The following is a 21,380-nucleotide window of genomic DNA, read 5'->3' on the forward strand; positions in this document are numbered from 1 at the left end:
CCACTGCGCTCAGCTTGGCTGACGCTGAATATAGTCTCCGATTTCCCGGATCACCGTAGTCGCCTCGGGTAATAATGGCACGAACAACGGCCAGACATGTGGCTGCCCGCGCCAGATGCGCAGATCGGTGGGCACATCCGCTGCCGCCGCCCGCTCGGCAACCCGTATACCGTCATCACGCAACACTTCATTATCGCTGACGTAGATCAACATGGGCGGAAAACCGGCGTATTCCGCGTACAACGGCGATGCCCGGGCGTCCGTGGCGGGCGCCCCATCGAGATAGGTTGCTGCCGCCCGGCGAATCCCGTCACCACTGAACATGGCGCAGGTCGCGGAGTTTTTATCTGCCGACTCGCCAGTGACGGCCAGATCCGCGTAGGGGGACATCAATACTGTCGCTGCAGGCATGGGCAGACCGGCGTTGCGAATCTGCACCAGCAAAGACAGGGACAGGCCGGCACCCGCGGAATCACCGGCCAGCACAATATCGGCAGCATCATGCTCATTGAGCAGGTAACGGTAGGCGGCGATCACATCGTCGGCGGCAGCGGGGAACGGATGCTCGGGCGCCAGGCGGTAATCCAGCACAAACACACGGGCATCACAGGCCACTGCCAGGCGCGAGGTAAACGCGCGATAGGATAACGGTGAACCAAACAGGTAACCGCCCCCGTGGCTGTAGAGCACAACGCGCCTGGAACTGCATGTCGTCGGTATCAGCCACTCACCGTTGATGCCTTCAAGTTGTACGGGCTCCACGTCAACATTGCTGGCAATAGGGTTTTTACCCATATCGCGGTCCAGGGTCTTACGAAACCGTGCCGGATCAAAGTCGGGACGTAACAGTTTGGGCTTGAAGCGGCGGCGCAGAAACCAGCTTAAAAACCGGGAGCGCAGGGAACGGCGTTTAACAGTAGTACGGGTCAGCATCGGGTCACCTGTGGGCTTACATGCAAGCAGTTGTACCACAGGCGCCATTCATTTGTCAGCCGCCATCAACGCCCTGATCTCACCAAGCTGACGCTGCACCGCCTGCGCGCTGGTGCTGCGGACCGTGGCATGACCTACCTTGCGTCCTTCCTTGAAGGCTTTGCCATAGGCATGCACATGACAATCGTCAATGGCCGCAAGCCCCGCAATGTCGGGCACACTGCCAATAAAGTTAACCATGGCGCTTTCACCAAGTTTTTCGGTGGAACCCAGCGGCAGCCCGGTTATTGCGCGCAGATGATTTTCGAATTGGCTGCATTCGGCAGCCTCAATTGTCCAGTGCCCGGAATTGTGAACCCGGGGCGCTATCTCATTGGCTGTAAGCCCGCCATCCACTTCGAAGAACTCGAATGCCAGCACACCCACGTAATCAAGATGCTCCAGCACGCCGGCCGTGTACTGCTCGGCCAGTTTTTGCAGCGGATGCTGAGCGCTGGCGATGGACAGCCTGAGCACGCCATCACGGTGCGTATTGTGAACCAGCGGGTAGAAGTTGCAGGCGCCATCACGGCCGCGCGCGGCGATCAATGACACTTCACCACTGAACTCGACGAAATCTTCCAGGATACAGGGCACACTGCCCAGCTCGGCATAGGCGTCACTGACATCGGAAGCTTCGCGAAGCACTTTTTGACCTTTTCCATCGTAACCCAGAGTGCGGGTTTTGAGGACTGCCGGCAAACCGATGCTGACGACAGCCTGTTCCAGCTCCACCTGCGAATCAATCGCGGCGAAGGGTGCAACCGGAATGTCCAGGCTGCGAAACAGGTTTTTTTCCAGCAGACGATCGCGGGCGATACGCAAGGATTCAGCACACGGATATACGGGTACAAACTGCGACAGAAATGCCACGGTATCAGCCGGTACGCTTTCAAACTCAAAGGTCACCATATCGACCTGATCGGCCAACTGTCGCAGGTGTTCGTGATCGTGATAATCAGCGTGAATGTGTTCGCCCAGGGCCGCCGCGCAAGCGTCCTGCGCCGGATCCAGAAAAACGAATTTCATGCCCAGCGGGGTGCCCGCCAGCGCCAACATCCGGCCCAATTGGCCACCACCGATAACGCCTATTTTCATGATACCTCAGGCCTGCCGTGGATCAGAGTTGTCCAGCACATTGCTGGTCTGCTTGGCGCGAAACGCCTGCAGCGACTGCTGATGTTCAGGATACTTGTTGCCCAGAATACTGGCAGCCAGCAGTGCCGCGTTGACCGCGCCTGCCCGGCCAATAGCCAGAGTTGCCACCGCAATACCAGCAGGCATCTGCACAATGGACAGCAACGAATCCACACCTGACAGCATGGAGGATTGTACAGGCACACCCAGCACCGGCAGATGAGTTTTAGCCGCACACATGCCCGGCAGGTGCGCAGCGCCGCCAGCACCGGCGATGATCACCTCAATGCCGCGACCTGCCGCCTCGCCTGCGTAGGAAAACAGCAGATCCGGGGTGCGGTGCGCCGAAACCACCTTGACCTCATGCGGTATTCCCAGCTGTTCCAGCATATCAACCGTGTGGCTCATGGTCGCCCAGTCCGATTTTGACCCCATGATCACGCCAACCAGTGCAGACATAGATGTCGCCTCTGTGCAAGAAAAAGCGCGTAGTATACCTGAAAATCACTCGTTTCAGTAATGATTTCAGACCTTGTCTGCGCGCAGAATTTCCGCTCCGGGCAGGCAGCCGATCACGTAAACAGAGCATCAGACCAGCAAAAGAAGCCGGAACTGTTGTCTGCATCGACGGTCAGCTGGCGGATAACGCATAATCCAGCGCAACCTTCCCTGGGTATACTATTTGCCACCGAAAAGCTACTATATGTCACGTCGATACTCCAGGAGGAGCTCACCAATGAAACATACCCACAGATTTATCAAACGACCACTGACAGCTTTAGTATTTTCCACACCGTTGTTGCTGGCCGGATCCTTTACGCTCGCACAGGACAGCGGCTTTTACATCGGCGGCAATTATGGCGAAAGTTATGGCCGTCTGTCACGTGCAGAGGTTGCAGAAACTTTTGAGGCGAATGGCCGCCAGGTTCTCCTGCTGGACAAAACAGACGAAGATAACGCAGGCAAGCTTCTGTTCGGTTACGATATCAATGATGTTTTCGCTGCCGAGTTCAGTTATTTCAATCTGGGCAAATACCAATTCAACACGACTCTGGCGCCCGCGCAGAACATGAGAGGCAGAGCCGCCATTGAGGGTTTTGCGCTCGACCTGCTGACCAAAATGCCTATCACCGACAATCTGTCAGCGTTACTGCGCGCCGGCGTAACACGCACGTCTGTTACACAGTCGTTTTCGCGTTTCCCAGTGACACCCGCAAACAGTTTTGACGACCGAACGCCTCGTGAGTTCGAGGGCAAGGCCGGATTTGGTCTTGAATATGACTTCAACGAGGCATTGTCTGCGCGCGCGGAACTGGAATACTTCAATTTGCCCTCAAGCCAGATGCTCGGAGACAGTGCCCATATGGCAAGTGTTGGTCTGGTTTACCGCTTTGGCCGCAGCGCAGCGCCGGCACCCGTCGCACCGACACCGGCGCCTGCCCCAAGGCCGGAGCCGACCCCACCGCCGGCACCAGAGCCAGAGCCCGTCAATATCACGCTGGAATCCCGTGCCCTGTTCGAGTTTGACGATGCAACAATCAGTGCGTCGGGCCGACAGGAGCTTGATGGCTTGCTGCGTCAGCTCAGCGAAATTGATTACGACTCGACGATTGTAGTCGGCCACACAGACCGTATTGGCGGCCGTGAATATAACCTCGGCCTGTCCCAGCGTCGTGCCGACGCAGTGCGAAACTATCTGATTGAGGGTGGCATTCGGGCGAACACCATTACTGCCAGAGGTTTAGCCAACGACGAATCCCTGCTCGCTCCGACGGATTGCCGCAACCTGGGCAGCAACCAGGCAACAATTGACTGCCTGCAGCCCGATCGCCGCGTTGTCGTGGAAATCGACGGCACCCGCGAGCCGTGAGCCACTGACAAAAAAAGGGCCAGCGCGTTGCGCTGGCCCTTTTTTTGTGACTATGGAAAACCGGTTCCCTGTCTAGCCAGCTGCACTACAGGCCGGCCTTGACGCCAATCGCGAGAATCTCGTTTCTTGAACTTTGGCTGGACCATGAGGTTCCAACCAGGCTGCCAGGGTTACCCCCACTGAGAAAATTAAGTGGCACCCAGCCTTTGACCAAAACCGCCTCTGAAAAAAGATTGACACTGGGTGTGAGGAAGTAAGATGCGCCAAACACCAGCTGGTCCTGTTTTTCCCAGGGTGAACCCGATGGGCCCGCTCTGTAGCGACTGAACTCAGCTGACAAGTCCAGCATTTCCGCCAAACCGACGTCTGCAGCGTACTTGCCACCCAAAGTGAATGTCTGGTTCTTCGCTGCCGCAAACTGAGGCATGTAGGGATTGTAGGTACCAGGCCAGACCTCTAGGGTCTCCGCATATTCAGCCGCCAGCATTGTACGTGCGCCCTGATAAACCGCATAAACCGCGGCAGTATCAACGTTGTCTTCGCAAGGATTAAAATGGACTACGCCTTGTGGACTCTGGTTTCGTGTCACCCCGGGAATGAAGACAGGTGTGGTGTGCGCCGTGTCAGGGGTATCCATATATTGCTGACAATAACTGGAGCCATATTGATAGCTGGCACCGATATTCAGGCTCGCATCGTGCTCAAGAGCTGCAGTATAGTTTGCATCAAATGCAAAATTGTTCAGCCTCGACGGCACATTGGTGCCATCAACCGGTGCGTTTGCATTTCTGAACTGCGCTCCCCCCTGAATTGCCATGGCCCTGAGATGCCAGTGGTCAGTCGCATACCCCAACAAACCGCCATAGGCCAGGCCGGCAAACGAGTGCCAGTTGGTGGAGTTTGTGAACGGACTGACGGTATCATTCCAGCCAAAAGGGATGTCCATTTTGCCAAGCGAAGCATACACTGGCGACTTGTTTAAATTACCCCAAAGAATGTAAGCTCTGCTGACACTGACATTGTTACGCGGCAAGCCGGTAATGGTAGAGTTTGCAGCGAAACTCTGCTCCGGGTTGTAAAGCAGCTCAACGTAGCCGGTCAAGTCCTCTGTCAGCTTTGCCGTCATATTAATATTGACGGAATGCACAACAGCTTCGGACGAGTTTTCGCCTATTTGGTTAGCGGACGTTGGATGACGCATCAACCAGCCAAATTTTGAGTTCTCGTTCGCATTCTGGTAGTTGACAAGCCCCGTTATCTGCCCGCCCAGAGTAAGGTTTTTGTCCAGCACATTGTCCTTGAGCGCCTCAAGTTGGTACCTTTGTCGGGTATTGGTCAAGACAGTGTGATCCAGCATCCTGAAATTATACTCAGCGCTGGTTCCTACCAGATCGTTCGAATTGTTTTCAGCAAGGGTGGCGCCATCTTCGGCGTCATCAGCGGCCACGAGTGCTTTTAGCGCTGCATTCTCCTCCTCCAGGGCAGTGAGCCGCTCGATCACTGCTTCAAATTCTGCGCGGCTGATGCCGGTTTCCTGCGCCCAAACTGATGGTGCTGCCAAGGACATTGCTGTCACTGACAAAAACCACACTGACTTCCTGAACGTTGTCATAATACTGAACACTCCATGAGGTAATAAAGAATCAACTGGTCAATTAAAATGCTGAAGAATGGCGGAAACACACCTCTTCGGCAAAAAAAAGGGCGAATTATACAGACGGAGTTATCAGTCAACACAGCGGAAATAGATGAAGGGAGCCTGGATCAAGGCAGACGGTAGGCGAAAGATGCTCATCTCAGGCACTGCAACACCGTATAAAACAAACGAACAAAAAAAAGTCCGCAACCACGCAGGTTGCGGACTTTCTACTTCATGGAGGCAGGCTGGATGGTTTACATCATGCCCATACCACCCATACCACCCATACCGCCCATGCCGCCCATATCAGGAGCACCACCGGCAGGCTTGTCTTCCACGATCTCGGTGACCATGCACTCGGTTGTGATCATCAGGCCAGCCACAGAGCCAGCTGCCTGCAGCGCACTGCGGGTTACTTTGGCCGGGTCGATGATGCCGGCTTCAACCATGTCAACGTACTCACCGTTGGCAGCGTTGTAACCCATGTTGCCGGTCAGGCTTTTCACCTTGTCCAGCACCACTGAAGGCTCGTCACCTGAGTTCTTCACAATCTGGCGCAGCGGTGACGTCACCGCACGCAGCAACAGCGCGATACCAACGTTCTGGTCTTCGTTGTCGCCTTTGACCTTGCCCTCAACCGCTTGCAGGGCGCGCACCAGGGCAACACCGCCGCCAGGTACCACGCCTTCTTCAACCGCAGCACGGGTTGAGTGCAGCGCGTCTTCCACGCGAGCTTTTTTCTCTTTCATTTCCATCTCGGTGCCGGCGCCGACCTTGATTACGGCAACACCGCCAGCCAGCTTGGCCACGCGCTCTTGCAGCTTCTCTTTGTCGTAGTCGGACGAGGTGTCTTCGATCTGTTTACGGATCTGGCCAACACGGGCTTCGATCGCTTTGGAATCACCCGAACCGTCAACAATGATGGTGTTTTCCTTGGACAGCGTGACTGTCTTGGCGCTACCCAGATGCGACACATCTGCCTGCTCCAAGCTCAGGCCAACTTCTTCGGAGATCACAGTACCACCGGTCAGGATGGCGATGTCTTCCAGCATGGCTTTACGGCGATCACCAAAACCCGGTGCCTTGGCCGCAGCCACTTTCACGATACCGCGCATGTTGTTGACGATCAGGGTCGCCAGCGCTTCGCCTTCCACGTCTTCTGCAATGACCAGCAGCGGACGACCGGACTTGGCAACGCCTTCCAGCAGCGGCAGCATTTCGCGGATGTTGGAGATTTTCTTGTCAACCAGCAGAATATGCGGGTTTTCAAGTTCCGCACTCATGTTGTCCTGGTTGTTGATGAAGTAGGGAGACAGGTAACCACGATCAAACTGCATACCTTCAACCACGTCCAGCTCGTTCTCAAAACCTGAACCCTCTTCAACCGTGATCACGCCTTCCTTGCCTACTTTTTCCATGGCTTCAGCGATGATCTGACCGATCTCGCTATCGGAGTTGGCAGAAATGGAGCCAACCTGGGCAATCGCTTTGGAGTTGGCACAAGGCGTCGACAACTTGCCGATTTCCTCGACCATGGCCTTAACAGCCTTGTCGATGCCGCGCTTGAGGTCCATCGGGTTCATGCCGGCAGCTACCGACTTCAGGCCTTCGTTGAGAATGGCCTGCGCCAGCACTGTTGCTGTGGTGGTGCCGTCTCCGGCGACATCAGAGGTCTGGGAAGCGACTTCCTTGACCATCTGTGCGCCCATGTTTTCGAACTTGTCCTGCAGTTCGATTTCCTTGGCAACGGATACACCGTCCTTGGTCACTGTCGGTGCACCAAACGACTTGTCCAGCACCACGTTGCGGCCTTTGGGGCCCAGCGTTACTTTAACGGCGTCAGCCAGTATGTTTACGCCTTTCAGCAGTTTCTGACGGGCGGAATCACCAAATTTTACGTCTTTAGCCATGTTATTTATTTCCTGTATCTGAAATTGGGTTAGTCGGACTCATTAGCTGAGTGAGCAGCTTGTCAGCCTTCAATCACACCGAAAATTTCGTTTTCGCTCAGGATGAGCAGCTCTTCGTCGTCGATCTTGACGGTATTGCTGGCGTATTTGCCGAATACCACAGTGTCGCCCACCTTCAGATCGATCGGGCGCTTATCACCGTTCTCCAGAATCCGGCCTGGTCCTACCGCAAGTACTTCGCCCTGAGCAGGCTTTTCAGCGGCTGAACCTGGCAGCACGATGCCACCGGCTGTCTTGGTCTCTTCTTCCTTGCGGCGCACGACAACTCGGTCTTGCAAAGGTCGAATCTTCATTGTTCGTATTCTCCTGACTTAACATCTATGGTGATGATGGACGAAACGCTGCCCGGCATTGACCGGCGCAGCAAAACTCAATAACTGCTTGTGTCTGCGTTAATGGGGTTCAGACGACAGATTTCAATGGCGGAGGTGAAAAAAAATTCACTTTGCAGCTTTTACCCGTGCACCTGCGGCCAGCACCAGATCACGTCGCTGACAACCCGACGCAGGGGGTCCGGGTCAGGGGGTGTTTTTATCGTCATCGGACAGCCTGCCGTGCTTGCTGTCACTATCGCGATCAACTATTTCTCCGTCGATGGTGGCGCCATCCCTGTGGTCACGGCCGCTGCCGGGACCCTCATCCTGACCGCCCCGGTAGCTGGAGAAGCCGCCACCGAACGTTGTCCCGCGACCGCGCATGCCGCCGACAAAGAAGCTGGTGCCGTTGCGCATCATTCGCGTCGCCAGTCGGCGCCGTATGGGTGGCGTCAGCAAGGCAAAACCAATCGTGTCGGTGATCAGCCCGGGTGTCAGCAACAGGGCGCCGGCGAAGGCCAGCAACAGGCCCTCCACTATTTCCTGCCCGGGCAGCTCACCACCGGCCATGCGCTGATTGGCACGACTGAGTGTGCTGAAGCCCTGAATGCGCAATACGTTAAAGCCCACAAACGCGGTAACAATGACCAGGCCCAACGTTGCCAGCCCCCCAATCATATCCGCCACCTCGAATAACAGCAGCAGCTCCGCGATGGGGATAACAATAAAGGCCAGTAATGGAAAAGGCATAAGGTCTCTCGCGTCGTCAGGGTTACGAATTCAGAGCGTCACAGTAATCCGGGGTAAACAATTGATCACACGGGCTGGCGGTCCCGGTACTCTGTCACTTGCTTGCCGATATACCATAACATCAACAGCCCCGGAATAACCATGGCACCGGTCAGCACAAAGAACAAGGCCCAGTTGCCGCCCAGGGAATCAACCAGGAACCCACTGCTGGCAGCCAACGTGGTACGACCGAAATTGGAGACCGACGACATCAACGCATATTGAGTGCCGGTGTAAGTGCGACTGGTGAAATAGGAGATAAAGGAAATAAAAGCGACCGTGGCAAAAGCCGCAGTAAAATTGTCAATCACCAGCGTCACCAGCAGCAGCGGCACACTGGGTCCGACAACGGCTATAATGGCAAACATGCAGTTGGCCGCGCCCATGGCGACACCACCGACAAACAGCCCCTTGAGAACGCCGAAGCGGGTATTGATAAGTGCGCCGGCGAGACAGAAAAACGCGGTCATCAGACCACCGAAGAACTTGGTATAAAACGCTATTTCATCCCGGCTGAAACCAATTTCGACGTAAAACACCAGAGACATGCGGCCCAGCATGGCATCACCCAGCCGGAACAGGATCAGCAAGGCAAAAATGGACACCGCCAGCTTCCAGCCACAGCGCTGGAAGAATTCCCGAAACGGTCCGATCAGCAAGGTACTGAACCACAATTTGACTTTGGGCCAGGTTCGCTGACTGGCTGCATCGCCAACACCGGCTGCGTGCAACGTTTGCGGATCATCCGCCGCCAGCACGCCATCGGCCAGGGCCTCTGTCTGTTCTTCAGCAGGCTCCTTGACCAGCATCACACAGATCATCAGAACGACATACAGCAAGGCCAGCACGCGGTACACATCAGGCCATGCCAAACCGATGGTTTCACCGCCCAGCCCAAGCGCCAGCGCACCGCCGATAAAGCCATAACCTGCCCACCAGCCCGTGGTAGTGACTGCGGCAGCGAATGGCATTTTGTCGTCCATCTCCTGCCGGGAGAAAATACTGATGCGGTAGGCATCCACCGCGATATCCTGCGTTGCAGAGAATACCGCCACGCTGAGCGCACACAAACTGACCAGCATCAGGTTCAGCCGGGGATCACCAAGGCTGAGCAATAAAATGGATAATACGATGAAGGACTGAGTCAGCAGTATCCAGGAGCGGCGCTGGCCAAAAACCCGGTACAGCACGGGTAGTCGGATCTTGTCGACGAATGGCGCCCACATCCAGTTGATGGCATACACAGTTGCAACAGCACCGATATAACCAATCGCGGATCTGGACAAACCTGACGACTGCATCCACAGGGTCAGTACTGAACCGTGTAACACCCAGGGGAAACCACTGGAAAACCCGAGCAGGAAAATAGCGACGAAGCGCCGGTCCTGCAGCGTCAGCAGGGATTCGCGAAAAGTTTTGACGTGATCCGGGAGCAAAAATCAGTCCCGAAAGTTATCAAATTGCAGGGGGATGTCGAGCTTGGCTTCACGCAGCATGGCAATCACTTCCTGCAGGTCGTCGCGTTTCTTGCCGGTGACCCGCAGCTTCTCACCCTGAATGGCAGTTTGTACTTTCATTTTTTTGTCTTTGATCATCTTGACGATCTTGCGCGCCATGTCGGCTTCAATGCCCTGCTTGATGACCACTTTCATGGTCGCCTTTTTGCCGGTCTCAACGATATCGCCTTCTTCCATACTTTTGATATCAACATTGCGCTTGACCAGTTTGCCTTTAAGAATTTCCATCATCTGCTGAATCTGGAAATCCGACTCTGCCATCACCGTGATATCGGCCTCGTTAAGCTCAAAGCTGGCATCGACGCCCTTGAAGTCGAACCGGGTGCCGACTTCGCGACTGGCCTGATCAACGGCATTGCGTACTTCAGGCAATTCAACTTCGGATACAATATCAAACGATGGCATGGCCAAACCTCATCACTGGAATCATCTTCACGCGGCGCAGACAGCGCCTGCTATTGGCGCCTATACTACCACCATGACCTTAACGGATAAACCAATACCACAGCCCCTGCACTGGCATGTACTGGGCGCCGGCGCCATGGGTTGCCTGTGGGCGTGCGCCATGGCGATGCAAGCGCGGGACGGAGCGTCCGGCCGCGCGCAGGTGAGTCTGCTGTTACGACACCAGGCGGCACTGCTGAGCTACCCGGGCCATATAAAATCCAGCGCCATGGCACAGCCTGTGGTCATGCCGGCGCACACAACCGGGGGTAATGTGGTTGATCTGCCTGGACAGATCGACAACCTCTTCGTCGCCACCAAAGCGCAGGATACGCTGCCCGCCCTAACAGGCGTGGCGAAATACCTGACCACCGACTGCCGCATTGTGCTGTTGCAGAACGGCCTGAAGGTACAGCGGGAAGTCAGCCAGCAGTTCGGCGCCGAACGTGTTTTCTGTCTCTCGACCAGTCATGGCGCCTGGCTGCGCGCGCCGTTTGATGTGGTCCATGCGGGTAATGGCGAGACCTGGCTGGGGCAGCTCACCCCGGCCAGCGACGACTCGGCAGCCCGGCAGCAGGCGCTGCTCGCCGTGTTGCCCGCACAACAGTTGAATATCCGCATTGACGATGACATCGCCGCCCGGCTGTGGCGAAAACTGGCCATCAATTGTGCCATCAATGCGCTGACTGTCATCCATGATTGTCGCAACGGCGAGCTATTGCGCATACCGGCAGCCAGACAAACCCTGACCCGACTGTGCCACGAAATCAGCGCGCTGCTGCAGGCGATTCCGGCGGCGCCGGCTATTGATGACCTGTTCACCCAGGTGCAACAGGTGCTGATGGTGACCACCGATAATATCTCGTCGACACTGCAGGACGTTCGTCGCGCACGCGACACCGAAATTGATCACCTCAATGGCTACCTGTGCGAACTGGCGGCGCAGCACGGCCTGGCCTGCCCGGTCAACAAGGCCGTTCTGCAACAAATGCGTGTGCTAGAATCACGGGCTAAACAGGCCGCGCAGCACACCATTAATCAGCGTCCGTTGACCTAACCACCACACAGGAGTGCCATTCGGCCGTGAGCCCTTTCCGGCAATACACGTTGCTGTCAGCCCTGACAGGATTGCTAGTAATCAGCATCGTGATTGCGCTGAGCAGCGGCAGCGTGTCTGTTCCTGTCACCACCATCTGGCAGCAATTGATAAACCCGACACCGGGCATCGAGCAGCAGATCCTGTGGGAGCTCAGACTGCCACGCGCGCTGGCGGCTTTTGTCACTGGCGGCCTGCTGGCACTGTCGGGTGTCATCATGCAGGTGCTGCTGCGCAACCCGTTGGCTGATCCCTATATCCTGGGTATCTCCGGCGGCGCCGCGGTTGGCGCCCTGTCCGTTATTCTGCTGGGTGTAGCCAGCATCTGGATTACCCAGGCCGCCTTTGCCGGCGCCCTGTTATCGGTCTTTATCGTCTTCGGCCTGGCAGGCAGACAACAATGGTCGGCGACGCGGCTGTTATTGACCGGCGTGGTTATCTCGGCGGGCTGGGGAGCAGTGATCAACGTCATGCTGACCACCAGTACCAGTAACAATGTGCAGAGCATGCTGTTCTGGTTAATGGGCGATCTCAGCCAAAGCCGCACCGACAGCTGGCATTTTGCGTTATTGCTCGGCGGACTGCTGTTAATACTGAGTCAGGCCCGGGCACTCAATGCGCTGGCGCGTGGCGAGCTGATGGCAGCCGCGCTGGGTGTTAACGTCCCGCGTCTGAAACTGATACTTTATTTCAGCGCGTCAATACTAACCGCCACCGCCGTGACCGTCGCCGGTTCGGTGGGTTTTGTTGGCCTGGTTATCCCGCACATGTTGCGACTGCTGGGCGCACGCGACCATCGCTGGCTGGTACCGTGTTCGGTGATTCTGGGCGGCAGCTTCCTGCTGCTGGCCGACAGCCTCGCGCGAACGATCGTCGCACCGCAGCAATTACCGGTTGGCGTACTGACAGCAATGATAGGTGTGCCCGCGTTTCTGTTCATCCTTCATCAAGGGGCGCGCTCATCATGACTTCGCCCATCGTAGAGACCCGGCAACTGCGTTTACAGGTTGGCGACCGTGTTCTGTGTGATCAGCTCAACCTGACTGCAGCGCCCGGTCAACGGCTGGCGGTACTCGGCCAGAACGGCAGTGGCAAAACAACCCTACTGCACTCGTTGTTGAAACTGTGTCCTGTTGACGAAGACCGGATCCACATCAATGGCCTGCCGCTGACACAGTGGTCGCGGGCAGAGTTGGCGACCAGAGTGGGTATTCTGTTCCAGGACAACCATGACGACATGCCTGCCTCCGTACACGAAACCGTGATGCTGGGCCGGTTGCCACATCTTCGTGCCTGGCGCTGGGAAAGTGCAGACGATTTCAGGCTTGCCAGTCACGCGCTGACCATTGTCGGGCTGGAACACATGGCACAACGTGATGTCAGCAGCCTGTCCGGCGGCGAGCGTCAGCGTCTTGCCATTGCCAGTCTGCTGACGCAAAATCCGTCTCTGTATCTGCTTGATGAGCCCAGCAATCATCTGGACATATCATTCCAGATAAAAACCCTGAAACTTCTGACAGAGACTGTGCAGCAGGATGGCAGCGCGCTGATCATGGCAACGCACGATATCAATCTGGCTTCCCGCTTCTGCGATCAGATACTGTTGTTGTTCGGCGACGGAACTTACACAACAGGAAGCAACACAGACGTGCTGACGGACGACGCCCTGAGTCGCGCCTACGGCTGTGAGATTCGTCATGTTGCTACCGAATCCGGCACCTTCTACTTCCCTGCCAGCTGACCCTGCCCGCCCTTCTCTGGTGAATTCATGCCCGGTTTCTACAATTGATAAAAGCGTCCCGGTAGTTTACTCTGCGTCTCGACGCAATTGATGAAAATGATTTTCATTTCAATTTATTACAAACCTTTACAGTTGTAACACAAAGGAAACACAAACATGAAAAAGACATGTCTATCCGCATTGTTTTCGGTGCTGACCGTTGTTGGTCTGGCTGCTGCCCCTGCGATGGCGCAAGATGACGTGCGACTGAACCGAAGCATTCAGACTCTGGAGAATGGCGATCCGGTATTTGGCCTGTTCACCGGCAATTTTTCGCTGGCAAATGCGCGCGGCCTGGCACGCTCCGGTCTGGATTATATCCTTATCGACATGGAGCATACCGCGCACGACATGGAAAAACTGCAGGAGTTCCTGCTGGGCCTGACGGACAAAGCCGCCGTCGCGCGTCAGGGCCATGCCCAGATGCGCACCACCCCTATTGTGCGCATCCCGGCCAACGGTCGCAACGATCCGGAGTGGCTGGTCAAGCAGGTTCTTGATATTGGCGCTTTCGGCATCATGTTCCCGTATGTGGAAACTGCAGAGGAAGCCGAGCGTGCAGTCCGTGCCATGCGTTACCCGCAGCCACGCGGTTCCGAGATTGCCGAGCCACAGGGGCTGCGTGGAGCGTCACCGGGCGTGTCTGCCTGGTACTGGGGCGTCTCTGACTACGTACAACGTGCCGACACCTGGCCGCTGAACCCGCGCGGCGAGCTTATCTCCTTCATTCAGATTGAGTCAGCCAAAGGCGTTGAGAATGCAGAGGAAATCATCCAGGTGCCGGGCGTGAGCGCAATCTTTGTTGGCCCTGCCGACCTGGGCATGTCTATGGGTCTGCCCAGCAGCCACCCTGAAGTACAGGCAGCCATTGATAGCGTGTTGGCGTTGTGTCTGCAATACGATGTACCTTGCGGCATTACTACGAACGCCCGCGACGTGGCAGCACGTCTGGAACAGGGTTTCCTGATGCCAACAGTCGGCTATTGGGGTGATGCCGGCATCGCTGGCGGCACCGCCGAGACGCTGGGTATCGCGCGCGAAGCATCAGGTCGTACTGATTAAGGACTGATACCCGGGGTTGCGCTGATTGAAATGTCGGCGCAAAACCCGGACAAAAAAAAGGCCGGGCTGCATCACATGCAGCCCGGCCTTTCTTTTTTGCGGGAACGTTACATCATCAACAACCGGATATCCGAAAGTATCTCCGCCAACCTTGTCGCGAACAGGCCGGCATCGACGCCATTAACGGCACGGTGATCGTAGCACAGCACAAACGGCAGCATCTGGCGTGGCACAAACTCATTGTTGATATACACCGGTTTGACCTGGGTTTTGGATATTCCCAGGATGCCGACTTCGGGCGCGTTCACAATCGGCGTGAACGATGTACCACCAATGGCACCGAGACTGGAAATGGTAAAGCAGGCGCCCTGCATGTCTTCCTTGCTTAGCCGGCGATTCTTGGCCTTGTCAGTCATCTCGGTCAGTTCAGCGGCAAGCTGCCAGATGCTCTTCTGATCCACATTGCGGATAACCGGCACCACCAGACCCGCCTCGGTAGCCACCGCGACGCCGATATGAATGTATTTTTTCTGAATCAGTACTTCACCAGAGGAATGCAGGGAAACATTGAACTGCTTGTATTCATCCAGCACTTTGGCACAGGCTTTCAGCATGAACGGCAGTGGCGTCAGCTTGACACCACGTTTCTCTGATTCCTTGCGCTGAGCATTGCGGAACTCTTCCAGCCCGGTCACATCAGCCTCATTGAACTGCGCTACCGCCGGCACATTGAGCCAGTTACGATGCATGTTCGCGGCTGTGACTTTGTGCAGCTTGCTCATCGGCCGCTCTTCGATCTCACCGAACTGGCTGAAGTCGACGTCGGGAATAGCCGGAATACCGGCGCCACCTGCAGCACCTGCGGTCGCCGGACCCTGCAAACGCGATTTAACGAATTTCTGCACGTCCTCTTTCTGTACCCGGCCCTTGCTGCCGGAACCGTCCACCAGAGTCAGGTCCACGCCCAGTTCGCGCGCGAGCTTGCGCACAGCCGGGCCCGCATAGACCTTGCTGTCGCTTCGTGTTGCGGCAGTTTCGGCAAACTCGGCCTGCTTTTTGGCCAAGCGCTTGTCGTCGAGCTTGGCGGACGCTGATGGGTCTGTCTCTGGCGCTGATTCTGTGCTGCCGGCAGCCTCGAATTTCTCGCTGGTGCCGGTCGACTTTTTGTTATCGCTGGTCTTGGCGGAACTGCCTGACGACACTACCTCCATTTCCAGCACCGGTGAGTCCTTGGAAACCTTGTCACCTACCTTGAGTTTCAGGGACTTCACGATGCCGGAGGCCGGTGACGGCACATCCATGGCAGCCTTGTCAGACTCAAGTGTGATCAGGGTGTCTTCCGCCTTGACCTCATCGCCTTCCTTGACGTGGATCTCGATGACTTCAACATCACTGTCACCACCAATATCAGGCACACGAATCAGTTCAACGGATTTGCTGGCAGGCTTGTCTTCCTCCGGCTCCGACTCCGGCTCCTGTTCCTGCTTTTGCGCTTTGGCGTCAGCTGCAGGCTTTTCCGCCTGTTTCTTATCAGCGTCCTTATCGGCTCCTTTGTCTGAAGCGCTCTCGGCCTTGGCGTCGCCTTCGACCTCCATACTGAAGATCTCATCGTCCTTGTTCACTTCATCGCCGACTTTGACGATGATCTTTTTGATCACGCCGCTGCGCGGTGACGGGATTTCCATCGCCGCCTTGTCGCTTTCCAATACCAGCAGGGAGTCATTCTCCTGCACGCTATCGCCTACCTTGACCAGGATTTCGATAACTTCAACGTCTTTGGTATCCCCCAAATCGGGTACTTTTATACTTTCTACAGGCACCTTGCATGCTCCTGAACTGTTGTTCGTTTCAGTTTTTGTTGTGTGTCACACCAACAGCGGATTGGGCTTGTCAGGGTCTATACCCATGTCCTTGATCGCCTTGGTGACGACATCCGCACTGACGATACCTTTGGCCGCCAGCTCGGTGAGCGCTGCCACGACAACGTAACCACGATCGACTTCAAAGAAGCGACGCAACTGTTGCCGCGTGTCACTGCGCCCGAAACCATCGGTGCCCAGCACACGGTACGCAGCCGGTACGTATTCACGCACCTGATCTGCGTAAATACGCATGTAGTCGGTCGCAGCAATAACCGGACCTTCCTGCCCTTCAAGGCATTTTGTGACAAAAGGCACTTTTGCTTTTTTGCCCGGGTGCAGCATATTCCAGCGGCTGACATCCATTCCGTCGCGACGCAGCTCATTGAAACTGGTCACGCTCCACACGTCGACGATCACCTTGTAGCGGTCACGCAGAATTGCGGCGGCTTCGCGCACCTCACGCAGAATGGTGCCACTGCCCAGCAATCGCACATGCTGATCGCTGACTGTTTTGCCGGTAACTTTATATTCTTTGGCGGTACCATCTTCCAACAGGTACATGCCCTTGAGAATATTTTTCTCTACGCCTGCCGGCATTTCCGGGTGCGTATAGTTTTCGTTCATCGTGGTGATGTAGTAATACACTGACTCCTTGTCCTGATACATGCGACGCAGGCCGTCATTGATGATCACCGCCAGTTCATAGGAATAGGTCGGATCATAGGTGACACAGTTGGGAATCGTTGATGCCAACAGGTGGCTGTGACCATCCTGATGCTGCAGACCTTCACCATTCAGCGTGGTGCGGCCGGCGGTCGCACCAATCAGGAAGCCGCGGGCCTGTGAATCGCCTGCTGCCCACGCCAGGTCGCCGATACGCTGGAAACCAAACATGGAGTAGTAGATGTAAAACGGAATCAGCGGGAAGTCGTTAACACTGTACGATGTTGCCGCTGCCAGCCAGGATGAGAATGCACCGGCTTCACTGATGCCTTCTTCCAGCATCTGACCGGTCTTGTCTTCACGGTAATACATCACCTGGTTGGAATCGGCGGGATCGTACAACTGCCCGACTGATGAGTAGATGCCCAATTGCCGGAACATGCCTTCCATACCAAAGGTTCGCGCCTCGTCCGGCACAATCGGCACGATGCGATGACCGATTTCCTTATCCTTGCACAGGGTATTCAGGATACGGACAAAGGCCATGGTTGTTGATACTTCACGTTCGCCGGTGCCTTTGAGCTGTGCATCAAAAGCGCTGATGTCCGGCACTGGCAGGGAGTAACTCTGCGCCCGACGCTGCGGCACGGCGCCACCCAGGGCTTCGCGCATCTTGCGCATGTAACGCATTTCCAGGCTGTCTTCCGCCGGGCGGTAATAAGGCACGGACTCCAGCTTGTCATCAGCAATGGGAATATTAAAACGATCACGGAAGCGTTTGAGTCCTTCCACGTTCAGTTTCTTGGTCTGGTGTGAGGCATTCTGTGCCTCTGCACCATCACCGAACGCATAACCTTTAACGGTCTTGGCCAGGATCACCGTAGGCTTGCCCTTGGTATTCATGGCTTCTGCGTAGGCGGCATACATCTTGAACGGGTCATGACCACCCCGGTTCAGTGCCATGATGTCATCATCAGACAGATGCTCAACCATCTTCAGCAGTTCCGGACTCTTGCCAAAGAAGTGCTCGCGCGTATAAGCGCCACCACGACCCCAGTAGTTCTGGTACTCACCATCCACAACCTCGTCCATGCGAGCCTGCAGCAGACCATCTTTGTCGTTGGCCAGCAGGGTATCCCAGTGACGGCCCCAGATAACCTTGATCACGTTCCAGCCGGCACCGCGGAAAATACCTTCCAGTTCCTGAATGATCTTGCCGTTACCGCGCACCGGACCATCCAGGCGCTGCAGGTTACAGTTGATAACAAAAATCAGGTTGTCCAGTTTCTCACGACCGGCCTTGCCAATCGCACCCAGTGACTCCGGCTCGTCCATCTCGCCATCACCCAGGAATGCCCAGACTTTGCGGTCACCCTGATCCAGCAATTCACGGCTGGACAGGTACTTCATGACGTGGGCCTGGTAAATGGCCTGTAACGGACCCAGCCCCATGGAGACGGTCGGGAACTGCCAGTAGTCCGGCATCAGCCACGGGTGCGGGTAGGAAGACAGCCCGTCGCCGTTGACTTCACGGCGGAACTTGTCGAGCTGGTCTTCGGTAATGCGCCCTTCCAGATAAGAACGGGCGTAAATACCGGGCGCGGAATGACCCTGGAAATAAATCAGGTCACCGCCGTGATTTTCTGTCGGCCCGCGAAAGAAGTAGTTGAATGCCACATCGTACAGCGTTGCCGACGACGAGAAGGTCGAGATATGACCACCCAGCTCGGAATTATCCAGGTTGGCGCGCATGACCATGGCCAGCGCGTTCCAGCGGATAATACCGCGGATCTGGCGCTCCATGAACATGTCGCCCGGCATACGATCCTCTTCCTGCGGCGGGATCGTATTCCGGTAGGGTGTGGTTATCGAAGAACCGGATACCTGCAGCGTTTGCCGGGAGGCTTTATCTGACAGGCGGCCGAGCAGGTAGTTGGCGCGATCAGCGCCCTCGTGCTCGATTACGGAACCCAGTGCCTCAAGCCATTCTTCGGTTTCGGTGGGGTTAAAGTCTTCCTGATGATCGGTCATAAGCGTCAATTCTGTTTTGTTGGTTTTGATTATGTGTCGGTTACATATGTGACAAGCTGTCGTCGAGTGTGGCAGAAACCCATGGTCGCGACAATATTTGTAATTAAATTACATGAAAGCGTAAATAATACCTTCCAAGAGGCTGTGATTCAAGTCCCAAAAGTAATTCTTGTAGTTAAACTACAAGAATTATCATGGCCACCGCGATGACCCAGACAATCTGACTGCGCAGAACAAGATCCCGCAAGGCCTCCAGCCGCCATACGGCCTGCGTGCTGAGTTCCGCATCGCGGACGTCACCGTCCGGCGTGCCGATAGCTGCCTCTGCACAGTCGCGCAGCAGGGTAATATTCTGGCCCGGCGCCAGATTACCGAGCAGGTGTTCACGCAAACGCTGAAAACCGGCAACAAAGTCGCCCGCAAGTGCAAATGCCAGCGCCAACAAACGCGCCGGTACCCATTCGGCAATGGACAGAACCCGTTGCCATGCACGATCGCCGGCCCGGTCTTCAATCAGAACGTCGGAAGCGAGCATCCGCTGCAGCAGGAAATAGAACAGAGCCCCCAGAGGGCCGAGCACGATATACCAGAACAACACCACAAACAGCAGACGCAGACTGACCACAATCACATAGTCCAGAAACTGCCGGTGCATGACTGCATAGTCATTGACACGGGAATGAAACGCGTCCGGGGCCTGCTCAACGGTTGTCAGGTAGGCAGCCTCGTAGTTGCCTTCGCGCCAGCACGCCAGAAAGTTGTCAATCAGCGCTACCAGGTTAAACCGGGCAAAACAGTAAATCAGAATCAACACATGCAAACCCAGTGACAACAGGCCCAAAAATCGCCCCTCTGCCAGCCAGAGCAGCAACGCCGGGGGTATGACTGGCAGCAGTAATGCCAGCAACGGCAAGGTCACGGACCCGTTGCGCATGAACGCCGGCAGGCGATGCGCGTGATTGCCCAACCATGCTTGCCAGGCATCAAACCAGCCATCAACAGGTAAGTGGCGCTCACTGCGCCAGTAATGATTAATCAACAGACAGGTGATGACAGTAAGAAAAATCATGTTAAGTCCTTTTTATACCGTCGCCAGTCGAAACAGGGACCAGGGTCAGTCTTCCGGCCAGGTGCAATATCACTGTGCCCGACGATGCGGTCCGGCGTTATGGCCGGATACACCTCTTGCAGATGGCGGGTCAGCGCTCCCAGGCAACGGTACTGCGCATCGGTGAAGGGCTGATCGTCGCAGCCCTCCAGCTCCACGCCAATGGCAAAATCATTACATTGTGGCCGCCCGTCAAAGCTGGACTGCCCCGCATGCCAGGCTTTTTTGTCGAATGCCACATATTGAGTGAGTTGCCCAAGGCGGTCAATCAGTGCATGCGCCGACACCCGCAGGTCGGCAATGTCCCGAAAATAAGGATGAGCAGTCGGATCCAGTTGATTGCAAAACAGGTCATCTATCCAGCTGCCACCAAACTCTCCGGGGGGCAGACTGATGTTATGGATGACCAGAACATCAACCTGCACGCCAGCAGGCCGCTCACTGAAATTGGGCGACGCGACATAACGGGCATCCGGCAGATCCCGGTGCAGGTCGTCGTCTGTGCTGTTGTGCAACCAGTGCTCCCGAATCAAGCAGGCCACCTCATCGATGTGCTAAAGTCGGTATCAAGTATAGCACTGAAGCCCAACTCTATGAGCGACAACAGCAAGCAAACGCCCGGCCGTCATGCCGGCCTGGGAATGCTGATCATCAGTTTCGCGCTCGGGCTGGGCCTGTTGACCCTGTTCTTCGACGATCTGCTTGAGCGGCAGTTCAACCCCAATCAGCGACCTGCCACACAGGCACTGCAAAATGGCGGTTTCGAACTTGTCCTGCAGCGTAATCGTCAGGGCCACTATGTCATGAGCGGAGATATCAGCGGGGAACCCGCCACGTTTCTGCTCGACACCGGCGCCACTGATGTAGTGATCCCGGCAGAGCTTGCGGACCGCGCAGAACTGCAATCCGGTCAGGCCATGCGCGCCATGACGGCCAACGGCGTAGTCACCGTTTACACCACTACTATTCCGACGCTTCAGCTCGGTGACATCACGCTGTATGATGTGCGCGCCAGTATCAACCCGGCCATGCGGGGCGAGACTGTCCTGCTCGGCATGAGCGCCCTGCGCCAGGTCGAGTTCACGCAGCGGGCAGACACACTGACCCTGAGTATGCAGCCCTGAGC

At 56.1% G+C, this 21,380-nt stretch carries 19 protein-coding genes; 6 read left to right on the forward strand and 13 right to left on the reverse strand.

Annotated features, from left to right (window positions below; translation table 11 throughout):
- Window positions 1-9: 9 nt before the first annotated feature.
- Genes ENH71_RS15095 through purE form a run of 3 tightly spaced genes read right to left on the reverse strand, consistent with a single transcriptional unit; the run spans window position 10 to window position 2,568 of the window.
- A complete protein-coding gene (locus ENH71_RS15095) occupies window positions 10-933 on the reverse strand; it encodes an alpha/beta hydrolase (RefSeq protein ID WP_294130613.1) in 924 nt (307 codons plus the stop codon).
- Between the two features lie 48 nt (window positions 934-981).
- A complete protein-coding gene (locus ENH71_RS15100) occupies window positions 982-2,070 on the reverse strand; it encodes a 5-(carboxyamino)imidazole ribonucleotide synthase (protein WP_294130611.1) in 1,089 nt (362 codons plus the stop codon).
- A 6-nt stretch (window positions 2,071-2,076) separates the two neighbouring features.
- The gene (gene purE / locus ENH71_RS15105) at window positions 2,077-2,568 is read right to left on the reverse strand and encodes a 5-(carboxyamino)imidazole ribonucleotide mutase (RefSeq protein WP_294130609.1); all 492 of its coding nucleotides are present in this window, start codon (window positions 2,566-2,568) and stop codon (window positions 2,077-2,079) included.
- 277 nt (window positions 2,569-2,845) lie between these two features.
- Between purE and ENH71_RS15110 the strand changes: the two genes are divergently transcribed.
- Window positions 2,846-3,979 (forward strand): OmpA family protein, encoded by a 1,134-nt coding sequence (locus ENH71_RS15110; protein ID WP_294130608.1) that lies wholly within the window; start codon window positions 2,846-2,848, stop codon window positions 3,977-3,979.
- Between the two features lie 85 nt (window positions 3,980-4,064).
- Here the strand turns inward: ENH71_RS15110 and ENH71_RS15115 are convergent, their stop codons facing one another.
- From ENH71_RS15115 to ENH71_RS15140, 6 genes are all read right to left on the reverse strand, one after another.
- Window positions 4,065-5,540, reverse strand: a complete 1,476-nt coding sequence (locus ENH71_RS15115; RefSeq protein ID WP_317622348.1) for a hypothetical protein — start codon at window positions 5,538-5,540, stop codon at window positions 4,065-4,067.
- A gap of 332 nt (window positions 5,541-5,872) precedes the next feature.
- The gene (gene groL / locus ENH71_RS15120; protein WP_294130605.1) at window positions 5,873-7,528 is read right to left on the reverse strand and encodes a chaperonin GroEL; all 1,656 of its coding nucleotides are present in this window, start codon (window positions 7,526-7,528) and stop codon (window positions 5,873-5,875) included.
- Window positions 7,529-7,590: 62 nt separating this feature from the next.
- A complete protein-coding gene (locus ENH71_RS15125; protein ID WP_294130603.1) occupies window positions 7,591-7,881 on the reverse strand; it encodes a co-chaperone GroES in 291 nt (96 codons plus the stop codon).
- Window positions 7,882-8,106: 225 nt separating this feature from the next.
- A complete protein-coding gene (locus ENH71_RS15130) occupies window positions 8,107-8,652 on the reverse strand; it encodes an FxsA family protein (RefSeq protein WP_294130601.1) in 546 nt (181 codons plus the stop codon).
- A 65-nt stretch (window positions 8,653-8,717) separates the two neighbouring features.
- Entirely contained in the window at window positions 8,718-10,127 is a 1,410-nt protein-coding gene (locus ENH71_RS15135; protein WP_294130600.1) for an AmpG family muropeptide MFS transporter, read from the reverse strand.
- A 3-nt stretch (window positions 10,128-10,130) separates the two neighbouring features.
- Window positions 10,131-10,613 carry a YajQ family cyclic di-GMP-binding protein gene (locus ENH71_RS15140; protein ID WP_294130598.1) on the reverse strand — a complete coding sequence of 161 codons (483 nt, stop codon included), beginning with the start codon at window positions 10,611-10,613 and terminating at the stop codon, window positions 10,131-10,133.
- Between ENH71_RS15140 and ENH71_RS15145 the strand changes: the two genes are divergently transcribed.
- The 4 genes from ENH71_RS15145 to ENH71_RS15160 all read left to right on the forward strand — a co-directional run bounded on the left by ENH71_RS15145 (window position 10,612) and on the right by ENH71_RS15160 (window position 14,590).
- On the forward strand, window positions 10,612-11,709 hold the full coding sequence (locus ENH71_RS15145; protein WP_294130597.1) for a ketopantoate reductase family protein: 1,098 nt from the start codon (window positions 10,612-10,614) through the stop codon (window positions 11,707-11,709). The two genes, ENH71_RS15140 and ENH71_RS15145, sit on opposite strands and share 2 nt — an antisense overlap.
- A 26-nt stretch (window positions 11,710-11,735) precedes the next feature.
- Entirely contained in the window at window positions 11,736-12,716 is a 981-nt protein-coding gene (locus ENH71_RS15150; protein ID WP_294130596.1) for a FecCD family ABC transporter permease, read from the forward strand.
- Window positions 12,713-13,489: an ABC transporter ATP-binding protein gene (locus ENH71_RS15155; protein ID WP_294130595.1), complete on the forward strand. Its 777-nt coding sequence runs from the start codon at window positions 12,713-12,715 to the stop codon at window positions 13,487-13,489. The genes ENH71_RS15150 and ENH71_RS15155 overlap by 4 nt, the downstream gene beginning before the upstream one ends.
- A 156-nt stretch (window positions 13,490-13,645) precedes the next feature.
- A complete protein-coding gene (locus tag ENH71_RS15160) occupies window positions 13,646-14,590 on the forward strand; it encodes an HpcH/HpaI aldolase family protein (protein ID WP_294130594.1) in 945 nt (314 codons plus the stop codon).
- Between the two features lie 107 nt (window positions 14,591-14,697).
- Here the strand turns inward: ENH71_RS15160 and ENH71_RS15165 are convergent, their stop codons facing one another.
- The 4 genes from ENH71_RS15165 to ampD all read right to left on the reverse strand — a co-directional run bounded on the left by ENH71_RS15165 (window position 14,698) and on the right by ampD (window position 20,769).
- Window positions 14,698-16,410, reverse strand: coding sequence for a dihydrolipoyllysine-residue acetyltransferase (locus tag ENH71_RS15165; RefSeq protein WP_294130593.1), 1,713 nt, complete (start codon window positions 16,408-16,410; stop codon window positions 14,698-14,700).
- A 45-nt stretch (window positions 16,411-16,455) separates the two neighbouring features.
- Window positions 16,456-19,146 carry a pyruvate dehydrogenase (acetyl-transferring), homodimeric type gene (aceE, locus tag ENH71_RS15170; protein ID WP_294130592.1) on the reverse strand — a complete coding sequence of 897 codons (2,691 nt, stop codon included), beginning with the start codon at window positions 19,144-19,146 and terminating at the stop codon, window positions 16,456-16,458.
- A gap of 175 nt (window positions 19,147-19,321) precedes the next feature.
- On the reverse strand, window positions 19,322-20,215 hold the full coding sequence (gene ampE, locus ENH71_RS15175) for a regulatory signaling modulator protein AmpE (protein ID WP_294130590.1): 894 nt from the start codon (window positions 20,213-20,215) through the stop codon (window positions 19,322-19,324).
- Window positions 20,212-20,769, reverse strand: a complete 558-nt coding sequence (gene ampD, locus ENH71_RS15180; RefSeq protein WP_294130589.1) for a 1,6-anhydro-N-acetylmuramyl-L-alanine amidase AmpD — start codon at window positions 20,767-20,769, stop codon at window positions 20,212-20,214. Before ampD ends, ampE begins: the two co-directional genes overlap by 4 nt.
- A 78-nt stretch (window positions 20,770-20,847) precedes the next feature.
- On the opposite strand from ampD, the gene ENH71_RS15185 reads away from it, so the two are divergent.
- A complete protein-coding gene (locus ENH71_RS15185; protein WP_294130586.1) occupies window positions 20,848-21,378 on the forward strand; it encodes a retropepsin-like aspartic protease family protein in 531 nt (176 codons plus the stop codon).
- Window positions 21,379-21,380: the final 2 nt, after the last annotated feature.

Origin of the sequence: Pseudohongiella sp. (assembly GCF_011050365.1) — a bacterium.
GTDB lineage: Bacteria > Pseudomonadota > Gammaproteobacteria > Pseudomonadales > Pseudohongiellaceae > Pseudohongiella.

Excerpts from the sequence above, each read along its gene's own strand:
- ENH71_RS15095 (WP_294130613.1), bottom strand. The coding sequence starts at position 933 with ATGCTGACCCGTACTACTGTTAAACGCCGTTCCCTGCGCTCCCGGTTT.
- ENH71_RS15100 (WP_294130611.1), bottom strand. The coding sequence starts at position 2,070 with ATGAAAATAGGCGTTATCGGTGGTGGCCAATTGGGCCGGATGTTGGCG.
- purE (WP_294130609.1), bottom strand. The coding sequence starts at position 2,568 with ATGTCTGCACTGGTTGGCGTGATCATGGGGTCAAAATCGGACTGGGCG.
- ENH71_RS15110 (WP_294130608.1), top strand. The coding sequence starts at position 2,846 with ATGAAACATACCCACAGATTTATCAAACGACCACTGACAGCTTTAGTA.
- groL (WP_294130605.1), bottom strand. The coding sequence starts at position 7,528 with ATGGCTAAAGACGTAAAATTTGGTGATTCCGCCCGTCAGAAACTGCTG.
- ENH71_RS15125 (WP_294130603.1), bottom strand. The coding sequence starts at position 7,881 with ATGAAGATTCGACCTTTGCAAGACCGAGTTGTCGTGCGCCGCAAGGAA.
- ENH71_RS15130 (WP_294130601.1), bottom strand. The coding sequence starts at position 8,652 with ATGCCTTTTCCATTACTGGCCTTTATTGTTATCCCCATCGCGGAGCTG.
- ENH71_RS15145 (WP_294130597.1), top strand. The coding sequence starts at position 10,612 with ATGGCCAAACCTCATCACTGGAATCATCTTCACGCGGCGCAGACAGCG.
- ENH71_RS15140 (WP_294130598.1), bottom strand. The coding sequence starts at position 10,613 with ATGCCATCGTTTGATATTGTATCCGAAGTTGAATTGCCTGAAGTACGC.
- ENH71_RS15155 (WP_294130595.1), top strand. The coding sequence starts at position 12,713 with ATGACTTCGCCCATCGTAGAGACCCGGCAACTGCGTTTACAGGTTGGC.
- ENH71_RS15160 (WP_294130594.1), top strand. The coding sequence starts at position 13,646 with ATGAAAAAGACATGTCTATCCGCATTGTTTTCGGTGCTGACCGTTGTT.
- aceE (WP_294130592.1), bottom strand. The coding sequence starts at position 19,146 with ATGACCGATCATCAGGAAGACTTTAACCCCACCGAAACCGAAGAATGG.
- ampE (WP_294130590.1), bottom strand. The coding sequence starts at position 20,215 with ATGATTTTTCTTACTGTCATCACCTGTCTGTTGATTAATCATTACTGG.
- ENH71_RS15185 (WP_294130586.1), top strand. The coding sequence starts at position 20,848 with ATGAGCGACAACAGCAAGCAAACGCCCGGCCGTCATGCCGGCCTGGGA.